The sequence below is a fragment of the Blautia sp. CAG:237 genome, from assembly GCF_000436615.1.
Lineage (GTDB): Bacteria > Bacillota > Clostridia > Lachnospirales > Lachnospiraceae > Blautia_A > Blautia_A intestinihominis.
Genome location: NZ_FR886697.1, coordinates 1 through 11314 on the forward strand (window position 1 = coordinate 1; position 11314 = coordinate 11314).

The following is an 11314-nucleotide window of genomic DNA, read 5'->3' on the forward strand; positions in this document are numbered from 1 at the left end:
CCACATTCCTTTGTATTTCCAGACACTTTCTTTACACTGCTGGATAAATGGTTCCATACCATATTCCTCGATCTGTTCTTTGCCGTCCAGACCAAGTTTCTTCTCTACTTCCAGCTCTACCGGAAGTCCGTGGGTATCCCATCCAGCTTTACGAGGTACCATGTAACCTTTCATAGTACGGTATCTCGGGATCATATCTTTGATAACACGTGTCAGTACATGACCGATGTGCGGTTTGCCGTTTGCTGTCGGCGGTCCATCATAGAACATGTAAGTAGGATCGTCTTTGCGGTCCTCCATACTTTTTTCGAAGATATGGTTTTCTTTCCAGAATTTTTCTACTTGTTTTTCACGGTCTACAAAATTCAGGTTCGTATCTACTTTCTGATACACAACAGATTCCTCCTTTAAATTCTCTCGGGAAAATTTTTCCATAAAAATAAAAAAACTTCCGTCCTGTAAAAGGACGAAAGCAATTTCCACATTCGCACCACCTGTTACATTGTACGGGCTGGTAGTAATCAAACGCCGATACATGTTCCCTTTAACGGCGGAAACACCGTCCCTCCTTACTTAAGATTTCAGGAAAGAAACTCCGGAGTGATCTTCCATCGAAATTACTGACACCAGGCTCCCACCTCATCCCGGCTCTCTGCGGTTTTCATATCGATCTACTGTCTCCATCACAGTTTTTATTTCATTATATGTGCTGTTTCATTATACGGTTCTGTTTTTGTTTATGTCAAGGTCTTTTTGCGATATTTTCAGGGATTTACGGCTATTTTACCCAAACCGCTTTAAGGTTTTACGTTTTCTCCCGCTGAAATACACCCTTGTATACAAAAAATGATTACAGTATAATTGTTGAGAATGGTATAATATAGAAATTATATTCAATAAAGAAAGGTAATTACATGAAAAATAAAAAAATCAGCAGACGTGCTACTGCCACCTGCTCGACATGCAATGCAATAAAGCGCGTTCTTGGCAGCGTACTCTGTGCAGCTCTCATTGTCTGCCAGACAGTTCCTGTCCTTGCAACCGATGAATATGGTGATCCGATCGTAACAGCAACGCCTGTTCCTGAAGAAATCTATCATACAGACTATTATACACAGCCTGCAGATACAGATTCCATTGAGGGATGGGTTCAGGGACCTCAGATAGAGGGAGAATCCGCTGTACTCATGGATATGATAACAGGAAGCATCCTTTATTCAAAAAACGCAGACAAAGCTCAGTATCCAGCCAGCATCACCAAGATCATGACTGCCCTTCTCGGCAGTGAAAATCTGAAAGCCACAGACAAATTTACCATGTCTGAAACCGCTGCTCATGGAATCACAGATACTCAGAGTTCCAGTATCTACGCAGATACCGGGGAAGAATTTACCGTAGAACAGGCACTGATGGCAGTTATGCTCCAGTCAGCCAATGAAATGACTCTTGCCATAGCTGAACAGACTTCCGGTTCCGTCAAGAAATTTGTCGAACTGATGAACCAGAAAGCCCGTCAGATAGGATGCACCAATACGCATTTCAACAATCCTAACGGGCTTCCGGATGAGAAACATTACACTACAGCCAATGATATGGCAAAAATCGCCCGTGCAGCCTGGTTCAATCCGATGTTCCGTAAATACTGTACAACTGTTTATTACGAAATCCCGGCAACCAACAAGTTCAGTGAAACCCGTTACCTTCTGAATCACCACAAGATGATGTCCGGACAGACCTATGCTTATGACGGTGTTCTTGGCGGCAAAACAGGTTATACAGAGGCAGCCGGAAATACACTCGTTACTTTTGCTCATCGCGGAAATATGTACCTTGTCTCCGTCGTCATGCAGTCCATCAATGGTGCATACTCCGATACCAAATCCCTCCTGGATTACGGATTTGACAATTTTTCCAGAGCTGCTGTAAAAGAAAAAAAAGAAATCTCTTTTTCCTGTCTTCCAGCAGAAAAATATCTGATCAAAGACTACCAGCACTGTGTTCTTTTTTATTCGATGCGGACACCTTCCGTAGCACTTCCAAATGGAACAGATACGGATTCCCTCAAAAAGAATTACACCATTAAAAAAAATCCGGCAGGTCGTCCCCTTCTGACCATCAATTATTCTTTCAACGGTCATCAGGTTGGAACTGCCAGATATTATCCAAAAAATTCAATCTCAGATCTGCTTCTCTGATTTTCTTTTGATCTGTCTCTTCTTGCGGAGGAAATCCCTTTTTTCACGGATTTCTTCCGCTTTTTCATTACCTACATTTTTAAGCGTCTTAATTACATAATAACGGTCTTCTTCTGTATGACGGATCCTTATCTTACCTTTCACGTATCCATGCTTCTGACAGAGTGATATGCTCTCATATGCCTTCGAATTATTCATAAACCATCGAATCTTACGTTTCGCCGGCAAATGACAGATCGGGCATTTCGTGCTGGTCACTTCCCTGTCCCTCATAATCTTGTCCCGGTCTGTGAATTCCCTTGAAACATATTGGTCATGATCCGGATAGGATAAAAAAAGCTCATCTTTCTTTTTTTTCGGGTTCTGATATACGTCCATGGAATAGTTTGTAAAAAGAGTCTTCTCATCTACCCATTTCAGAACCATCGCCGTATAACGCGCATCTGTCAGTGCCCTGTGGAATGTCTGCTCCTTCGGAATATCAAGCTGATCGATCGCGAATTCCAGACTTCTGCGTCCACCGGCTTCCTTACAGCACATACCAAAAACTTTTTGCACATCGTAATACTTCACCGGTCCCGGAAGAAGAAACAGCAGATCATAATATTTCATATTTCTCTGCAATTCCATGACATCCTGATTTCCCCAGGTAAAAAATGCAAAGTCATCTCCACACCAGTCCAGAAATTCCCTCACCGCCTCCGGAAAAGGAAGTCCGTCTGCAAGATCCTTATAATCCACATGGATCACCTCATGGATACTGTCATGGATCCAGTTATATACCTGCGGCTTTATCAGCCTCTGAAAAACATCTACAGGTTCTCTTTTTTCATTCATCTTCACAGCACCGATCTCTATGATTTCAAAAGGCAGGCGACTGTTTGAATATTTCTTTCCGCCTGGACTCTGATTCCATTCCAGATCAAAAACAATATAGTTCATACCGTGTTTCCTTTTCTTTCTTTTCCGTAAAATACCTGATGTATTTCTGCACTCTGTCATTTAGTATAGCAAAAGAAAGGAACCGATGCAACTGCACCGATTCCTTTCGTGGCTTATAATATTTATAATAATTAATCTATTACTTCCTGTTTTATGTCAACTTACGGTTTACCATACGTTGTAGTAACGTTCATAGGAAGTTCCATTTTCGAGGAAATCCTGAAGCAGACTGTCTGTACTGTCACCAAACTGTTCTTCATCCTGATCCTGGTTTCCATCACCCTGATCATCCGGTTTTCCCTGATCCTGATCGTCTTTGGACTCATCCTTGGAATCCTGGCTATCAGCATCCGGATTTTCTCCAAGAGTTACGGTAACTGTTTTTTCTTTATAGGAATCACCATTTGCAACTTCGATGGTAACGTCTACTTCTTCACCTGGCTCATAGTACTCCAGACGGCTTACCAGTTCATCAATGCTGCGTACTCTCTTACCATCGAATTCTGTGATGATAGATTTTGCCTTGATTCCAGCTTTGTCTGCTGCTCCGCCTTCTGTGACTTCAGAAACAAGAACACCTTCCGGAACTCCATAATACTGTGAAGCTTCCTCGCTTACAGACATACCTGTGATTCCAAGTACACCGTGATTATCAACTTTATCTCTTGGTGTTTCGTTCATCAGCTGCTCCAGAGTATCCGTAACATCTGAGATAGAAATTGCATATCCCATACCTTCAACCTCTGTAGATGCAAGTTTCGCAGAGTTGATTCCGACTACTTCACCATCCATATTCAGAAGTGCACCACCACTGTTACCAGGGTTAATTGCTGCATCAGTCTGAATCAGGTTTACTGCATCTGAATCTTCTGATTCTTCAGAACCATCAGAGTTCAGTTTACGGTTCTTTGCACTTACAATACCTGTTGTTACAGACTGTCCATATCCAAGAGCGTTACCAATGGCAACTACCTGCTCACCTACTTTAAGGTCATCAGAACTTCCCATGGTTGCTACCTGGATCTGATCCATTGTATCATCAGAAATATCAGACAGTGCTACAGAAACAACTGCAAGGTCTTTGTCCTCATCATAACCATTGACGGTTGCCTCATAAGTCTCGCCATCAATGCAGGTAACAGATACGGTATCTGCTCCGTCTACTACATGATAGTTTGTTGCGATCAGAAGGCTGTCATCATTCTTTCCGATGATGATACCAGAACCGCTTCCTTCAACTTCCTGCTGTGTTGTATATCCCTGGCTTCCACCGAATCCATAATATCCAAGATAATTCTGAACATCCTGAACAGATTTCGTTGTGATCGCTACTACGGATTTCATTCCTTCTGCTGCGATATCAGATACATCCAGGCTTCCTTTTGTCTTGCTGGAATCGCTTTCATCACTGCTGTCGGATTTATCCTTCTTGTCTGATTTTGTCTGAAGAAGAGTTGTATTTTCTTTGTTAGAAGAAGCAGCTTCTACACTGCTGCTGTTCCATCCAGTCAGTGCATTCACACCCTCAAAAGAACCTGCTGCAAGTCCGCCTGCCAGAACTGCGCATAATGCAATACCTGCTGCTTTCTTTACTTTCTTTCTCATTCTTTCTTTCGGATCGTTATTTCTATTTTCATTGTTATCATTCATTGATCTATTATTCATATCTGTCATCAAAATCCCCTCCTTGGAATCTCTGTTTACTTCTTTTCTTTTATGGTTAGAAGTATAGGGGGTATTTGTGTTGACTTTGTGGGAAAAATGTGACGAATCTGTTAATTTCCCCAATGTTCTCCATGAATAACAAAAATTCCCTGCTGCCGCTACAGGGCAGTACAGGGAATTCCTGTCAAAAATCCTATTACATCAGAAGATCTTACATCCATGTCTTCCATGTTCTTTAATATAGTAAAGAGCTTTATCCGCATCTTTAAAGATATCATCCTCTGCATTATCCCGGTCAGAAAATGCAACACCGACACTTAAGGATACCGCCGGAACTCCATCCACTTCCTTGGAAAGTGTTTCATTCACAGCTTCGATCTTTTCTTCGATCGTATATTTGAGATCGCTGGTCATCTCAACCATGATGATTGCAAACTCATCTCCACCGATTCTGCATACATAGTCGATGCTACGGAAGGTTCTCTTGAGGAGGGTAGCTACTTTCTGAAGAATAGTATCTCCCATTGCATGACCATAGGTATCATTTACAGATTTAAAGGTATCAACATCTTTGGATAATGATGTGACTCTCTATTTTATGCGACTCCTTTTTCTTCCAGCCAGTCAAGAAGAAGCATTTTGCCCTGTTTCTTCCTTCTCGCCATGTGATTGAACTGAAGGATTGTCAATATTGAGAAGATAATCGTAAGTCCGATCAGTACCACAACAGACTGATGGATGCTCTCACCGCCGCAGATCGTGCTTCGGAAAGCATTTACTGTGTATGTAAACGGCAGATAATAATGAATCTTTGCCACAAAATCTGGAGAAATCTCCACCGGATACGTTCCCGCTGAACCGGCAAGCTGTACTACCATGAAGATCAGCATCAGGAAACTTCCAACTTTACCAAATGTAATATTGAAGAAATACATGATCGATGTAAAGCATGCTCCCGTCAGTGCCGCAAACAGGATCGTCTTTGTCATTTCCACTGGTGTAAATCCATCAAATACATGAAGCAGAAGGATCAGAAGAACACCCTGAAGGATTGCCACCGGATAAAGGACAGAAGCCTTGCTTGCCCACCATGCGAATCCGGATTTCAGTTTACCTTTGTATTCTGTCAGAGGATACATCAGACAGAATGCCAGGCAACCTACCCAAAGACCAACTGACATCATATACGGTGCCATTGCATGTCCATTGTTTTCTACCGTTGTGATCTTTGTCTCTTCATCTGTGATCGGTGTTGCAAACATACTGATCGTATCATCACTTGCCTTTGTTTCTTTCACCTGCGCTGCCCCGTCGCCAAGGCTTGTTGCCAGTGTATCAGAACCATCTTCCAGTTTGGTCATTCCATCACCAAGTTCTTTGGAACCATCATAAAGCTGTGAGGATCCGTCCTGGATCTGGCCTGCGCCATCAGAGAGCTGTTCGGCTCCGCTGTTCAGTTTATTATTATTGGAAACCAGTTTGCTTGTTCCATCATGAAGTGTTTTGGTTCCGCTCGCAAGCTGTTCGGCTCCACTTGCAAGAGTTTTTGCACCTTCTGCAAGCTGTGAAGTTCCACCTGTAAGAGCACTGTTGTTTTCTGCCAGAGTAGAAACTCCGGAAGTGTATGTTTTCAGTCCCGCACTCAGCGTATTCACACCATCTGCAAGTGTTTTTCCACCATTTGTAAGTTGATTGATACCGCCTGTAACGCTGCTTCCAGCCGCTTTGAGACTTGCCGCACCGGATGTCAGTGTCTCGTCGTTTGCTGTCAGTGTCTCAAACCCTGCATTTAATGCTTTAACTCCCGCTGCTGCTTTTGGAAAATCCTTCGTTCCGCTTTCCAGAGTGGAAAGTGCAGAAGCTACAGAAGTTGTTCCTGCATTTACTTTCTGTGATCCGGCACAAAGCTGATCCACCGCTGCTGATACTGCATTGATCGGATCAGAAGGAACTTCCGGCATGGAAGAAATGCCTTCTTCCATTTCATTTGCACCAGCCTGCATCTGTGATGCTCCGCTGCTCATTTCACCGGCTTTGTTTCCAAGTGTATCTGCTCCACTGTTCAAACCGGAAGCTGCCTGCTCCAGCTGCGATGCTGTACTGTTTAACGTACTCTGTGCTCCTGCGATCTGTTCTGCTGCAGAAGCTGCGATCTGCTGTGCCTGACCAGTATACGCATCTGCATCAATACCAGATACTCCGCTCACTCCTGCATCTGCTCCGGCAAGGGAACCGATCACTGCACTGAGACTTTCGGCGGAGATCATTCCATTTTCATCTGCCTGTCCCTGGATTGCCTGAAGTGCTGCAGAAGCATTTGTAATCACTGCATTTGCTGCTTCTGTCTGCTGGTTGGCTGCACTGATCTGTCCATTTGCTGCTTCAATCTGTGCATTTGCATCCTGGGCACACTGCTGTACCACCCCTGCCATGCTGTCTGCAGCCTTTGATACCGGCGCGGAAACACCCTGGAGCTGAGAAGCAGCCTGTGAGATTCCACTGCTGGCAGTACGGATCGTATCCGCTGCAGAGTTCATGCCCGCTGCGGCCTGATTCATTCCTGCTGCTGCTGAATCCATTCCCTGACTTGCGGTTTCCATTCCTGTCTTTGCTTTGTTCAGACCTGCGGCAAGTTCTTTCATTGAGTCTGCCGTTGCACTGTCTGAAAGACTATGTAACTGTTCGGATAACTGTCCCAGCCCACTTTCAAGCTGCTGTGTTCCACTCTTGAGAGAACTGTTTCCCTCAGAAACGGCTGTATTCAGCTGTGCAATCCCACTGGATACCTGTCCGATATTTTCCAGTGCAGAAAGCTGCTGCGCCCCGGCTGCAAGCTGTTCTGCTCCGGCAACATACTGTGTCACGCCATCAGCAAGTGTATTTGCACCGCTTACATACTGTGTAGTACCACTTTTCAGAGTATCCAGTCCTGTTTTCAGGCTCTGTGCCCCTTTGCTCAGACTATTTGCTCCAGAAGTAAGCTGTGCAGAGTTCGCATCCAGTTTTGCAACTCCATCTGTATAACTCTTAACCCCTTCATCAAGACTGTTTACACCACTTGTCAGTGTAGGAAGTTTTGCTGTCAGAGTTCCAACACCCTCATCAAGCTGGGAAGCACCTCTGTCAACCTGAGAAACGCCATCTGTATATTCCTTCAGGCCTTCTGTCAGAGTTTCTGCACCACTCTTGAACGTCAGTGTGCTGTCAGCAAGTTTCTTAAGATTTTTGATGATCGTCTTATTTCCATCAGAAGCAGTTTTGAGTCCGTCTTTTAATTCCTCAGAACCATCCGCTGCCTCCTGCATTCCATCTCCAACCGTTGCAATCTGGTCAAAAACCATCTGTGTATAAGTTTCAGTCACCTTGGAAGCAACTGCCTCACGGATCTTGGACAGAGCGCTCTCGCTCATCTTGGACGCGATATAGTTGGTTCCCGGATTTGTCTCATACTTCAGTTCCATTTTTTTCGGATTGTCGTCCATCAATGTAGAAGCATCTTTGGAGAAATCCTCCGGAATGGTGATTACCATATAATAAGTACCATTCTTTAATCCCTGCTCTGCTTCCTCACTGTCTACAAAATGAAAATCCAGTGCATCATTGTCCTTTAGCTCATCCACCATATCTGAGCCTACACTCAGCGTTTTGCCATCGTATTCTACGGATTTGTCATTATTGACCACTGCCACCGGAAGCTGATCCAGATTTCCATATGGATCCCACATGGATTTCAGAAACAAGCCGGCATAGATCACTGGAATAATAATGATCGCCATGACTACGATGATCAAAATCTTGTTGTTCCATAAACTTTTCCACTCGTTTTTGATCATTTATATGTTCCTTTCCTGTAATGTAAATATAATTGTAACATGCTGATTTAAACGAACTCTCTCCATCAAATAAATATTATCTTAACAATAGACAATATTCTATTAATGGTTTTAGTTTCTATTAATCAACATTATGTTGCTTTTCTTGGCAAGGTGTATTATACTAAACACGAAAAGCAGATACAACCAACAAAAAAATATCGTCATGTATATTAATAGACATATTTTTAATTAATGTCTATCACATGTCAAAAATTGACATTTTATCTAAAAGATGACGATTTTTTACCAAAAGATTAGGGGGATTTAACATGGCCGGAAAAGTTGACCGGAGAGTACGCAAAACCAAAGCACAGCTCAGAGAAGGGCTTGCACGCCTGATGCTTCAGAAAAGTATTAAGGAAATTACAGTAAAAGAACTTGTTGACGAAGTTGACATCAACCGTTCCACTTTTTATCTTCATTATACTGATATTTATCAGATGCTGCAGCAGATCGAGGAAGATGCTCTGGAAGAAATCACTCAGGTAATGCAAAATTACACGATCGATTCCAATAATACAGAAGGTGCTTTTTACTTCATCGTGCAGTTTTTCAATATTCTGGACAGCAATAAGGAACTCTGTCTTGCTCTCCTTGGACCGCATGGAGATATGGCATTCGTAGAACGGATTGAAAAGCTGATCGCAGGAACTTTCTTAAGCCAGCTTCCTGAAAAATTTCCAGAGGATGACCCAAATCTCAAATACGCTTATGCCTTTATCCTGAACGGATGTGTCGGCCTGATCCGCACCTGGCTCACAGAACCAGAACAGAAATCTGCGGAGCACATGGCAGAGCTTACTTACAAAATGATCGAAAGCACTACCCAGGGATATCTGGAAATGCTCAAAAAATAATTTTTATTCTAATGTCAGAAGCCCCGGCTGCCGCATTCATCCATGCAGTAACCAGGGCTTCCTTTTATACTTTATTTTATTCTCTGTTCTGATCAGTTATGCCATGCCAGACGTTTTACATCTGCATGAACATCACCTGTCATCCAGTCTACATCATTCGTGATCCAGTCCATGATTCCAAGCTGACGCATTTCCCATTCAACAGTCTGCTCTCTCGCTTCAACCGTTTCTTCTACTTCCATGGTAGTATCGATCTCATCATAACCAAAAATATAACCACCGGCACTCCAGATGCTGAAGTTGCTGTCCGGACCCGGATCAACAGTATCACCTCTCTGTTCGATCAGACCGTCATGGCGTCTCTTGTATTCTTCTTCACAGCCATCTTTGAGTTTAGTCATAAACATTCTGTGACGGATCAGTTCTTTGTTTTCTCTTACAACACCAAAGTTATGATACATCAGCCGCATATCTTTTCCCGGTGTGGAGATCCAGTCAAAAGTATCCTGGATTTTCGCGGTAATGGCATCTTTCGCTGCATTCTCCTCTGCGCTTAAAGCTGCTCCATCCTCGTTCTCATAATAACCAAAGATCAGATCCTCTGCATTCCAGATACTGAAATTCTTTACCTTATTACGATCAAGAAATGCTGTCAGTTTCGGCCAGATCTCTCCAAGTTTTTTGCGGTAGTCATTCATCCTGCCTTCTTTTACTTTCATTGCAAATGCATGTCTTTCCATGGTAAAACCCCTCCTGTCATTTGTGCTTTTCAGACATTGCTGTCTGCATCTGCAAGCTTTTATTTTCTGATACTGATTCTATCACATCTGTATTTATAATACAATTTTATTCATGAAAGAGGATCTGGGAAAAATAGCGCACCATTCCGTCATCTGTCCAGCAAAGCATTCCCGCCGCATCTGCCATTTTCTGTGCGTCCACACAGTATGCCGACATACAGGAATTATGTTTATACGGACCGGCACTCATGATCAGCAGATCTGTCTTTCCGTCTGCTTTCATCTTCTCTGCGAGTTCTTCTGTCATTTTATTCTGCAGCAGTTTTGCTTTTTTGTATTCCGCCGGATCGTGCAGATCCTCCTGCATTGTCTGCAGCACCAGTGTTTTTTCATAACTTAATGCACGCTGTTTCATCTCTTCCACGGTTCCACTTTCGGGTGGACAGGCTGGATTTACATTATAACAGCCGCATAAATTTTCTTCACAAAATGTCCGGTATTCCGGCACAAAGACAAGCTCTTTCGTATCCATGACAGCCGCCCCGGAAAATCCCAGAAGAATAGCTTCCTGCATAAGATCCATCATAAAATCTCCCTTCTGTTATTATCGTAATTTCTCACTTTTTCTTATTATTTAAAGTAATTATACCCAATATCTGTCATAGGTCAACTATATCCCACATAAAATATATCAAATAAGCTATTCAGATAAAGTAAGCTCTTGGGTCTGTGCATTATTTTGTATTTCGTTTTATTTCTCGCCTTTTATGTGTGCATTATATCGCACTTCTTTTCTCGTCTTTCTTTTTTATATATATTTTTTTATATTACATCCCATTTATCGTACATATAAGTTTTTATAATACTATTTATAGTACTTTATTGTCGAATTTTCAAAAAAGCCTCAGTTATTTTTTTCACTATAATCATGTGCAAAGTTTTTCTTTCACTCTTTTGATATCTTTGGTATTTTCAGCTTAAACCGTCATTTATGAGAGCAAAAAGCCGGTGCCTATCGCAGCAGCAATAAGCACCGGCTC

Annotated in this window: 8 protein-coding genes and 1 pseudogene; 2 read left to right on the forward strand and 7 right to left on the reverse strand. The window is 42.7% G+C overall.

Going from position 1 to position 11314, the window contains the following annotated elements; genetic code table 11:
• On the reverse strand, nt 1–393 hold a 393-nt coding region (locus QZL69_RS03045), incomplete at its 3' end, for a class I tRNA ligase family protein (RefSeq protein ID WP_291518022.1).
• A gap of 521 nt (nt 394–914) precedes the next feature.
• Here QZL69_RS03045 and QZL69_RS03050 point away from each other — a divergent pair.
• A complete protein-coding gene (locus tag QZL69_RS03050; RefSeq protein ID WP_022213750.1) occupies nt 915–2195 on the forward strand; it encodes a D-alanyl-D-alanine carboxypeptidase family protein in 1281 nt (426 codons plus the stop codon).
• Here the strand turns inward: QZL69_RS03050 and QZL69_RS03055 are convergent.
• From QZL69_RS03055 to QZL69_RS03070, 4 genes and pseudogenes are all read right to left on the reverse strand, one after another.
• Nucleotides 2178–3137 (reverse strand): 3'-5' exonuclease, encoded by a 960-nt coding sequence (locus QZL69_RS03055; protein ID WP_022213751.1) that lies wholly within the window; start codon nt 3135–3137, stop codon nt 2178–2180. The two genes, QZL69_RS03050 and QZL69_RS03055, sit on opposite strands and share 18 nt — an antisense overlap.
• Before the next feature lie 168 nt (nt 3138–3305).
• The gene (locus tag QZL69_RS03060) at nt 3306–4811 is read right to left on the reverse strand and encodes a S1C family serine protease (RefSeq protein WP_022213752.1); all 1506 of its coding nucleotides are present in this window, start codon (nt 4809–4811) and stop codon (nt 3306–3308) included.
• A 192-nt stretch (nt 4812–5003) separates the two neighbouring features.
• Nucleotides 5004–5375: pseudogene (locus QZL69_RS03065) on the reverse strand (GGDEF domain-containing protein); the annotation flags it as partial.
• A gap of 23 nt (nt 5376–5398) precedes the next feature.
• Nucleotides 5399–8635 (reverse strand): YhgE/Pip domain-containing protein, encoded by a 3237-nt coding sequence (locus QZL69_RS03070; RefSeq protein WP_022213754.1) that lies wholly within the window; start codon nt 8633–8635, stop codon nt 5399–5401.
• 311 nt (nt 8636–8946) lie between these two features.
• Here QZL69_RS03070 and QZL69_RS03075 point away from each other — a divergent pair, with 311 nt between their 5' ends.
• On the forward strand, nt 8947–9534 hold the full coding sequence (locus QZL69_RS03075; protein ID WP_022213755.1) for a TetR-like C-terminal domain-containing protein: 588 nt from the start codon (nt 8947–8949) through the stop codon (nt 9532–9534).
• A 92-nt stretch (nt 9535–9626) separates the two neighbouring features.
• On the opposite strand, the gene QZL69_RS03080 is transcribed toward QZL69_RS03075, so the two are convergent.
• Complete coding sequence (locus QZL69_RS03080; protein WP_022213756.1) at nt 9627–10274, reverse strand: L-rhamnose mutarotase; 648 nt, start codon at nt 10272–10274, stop codon at nt 9627–9629.
• A gap of 106 nt (nt 10275–10380) precedes the next feature.
• Nucleotides 10381–10860: a DUF2284 domain-containing protein gene (locus QZL69_RS03085; RefSeq protein WP_022213757.1), complete on the reverse strand. Its 480-nt coding sequence runs from the start codon at nt 10858–10860 to the stop codon at nt 10381–10383.
• Nucleotides 10861–11314: the final 454 nt, after the last annotated feature.

Excerpts from the sequence above, each read along its gene's own strand:
- QZL69_RS03075 (WP_022213755.1), top strand. The coding sequence starts at position 8,947 with ATGGCCGGAAAAGTTGACCGGAGAGTACGCAAAACCAAAGCACAGCTC.
- QZL69_RS03070 (WP_022213754.1), bottom strand. The coding sequence starts at position 8,635 with ATGATCAAAAACGAGTGGAAAAGTTTATGGAACAACAAGATTTTGATC.
- QZL69_RS03085 (WP_022213757.1), bottom strand. The coding sequence starts at position 10,860 with ATGATGGATCTTATGCAGGAAGCTATTCTTCTGGGATTTTCCGGGGCG.
- QZL69_RS03080 (WP_022213756.1), bottom strand. The coding sequence starts at position 10,274 with ATGGAAAGACATGCATTTGCAATGAAAGTAAAAGAAGGCAGGATGAAT.
- QZL69_RS03060 (WP_022213752.1), bottom strand. The coding sequence starts at position 4,811 with ATGACAGATATGAATAATAGATCAATGAATGATAACAATGAAAATAGA.
- QZL69_RS03055 (WP_022213751.1), bottom strand. The coding sequence starts at position 3,137 with ATGAACTATATTGTTTTTGATCTGGAATGGAATCAGAGTCCAGGCGGA.
- QZL69_RS03050 (WP_022213750.1), top strand. The coding sequence starts at position 915 with ATGAAAAATAAAAAAATCAGCAGACGTGCTACTGCCACCTGCTCGACA.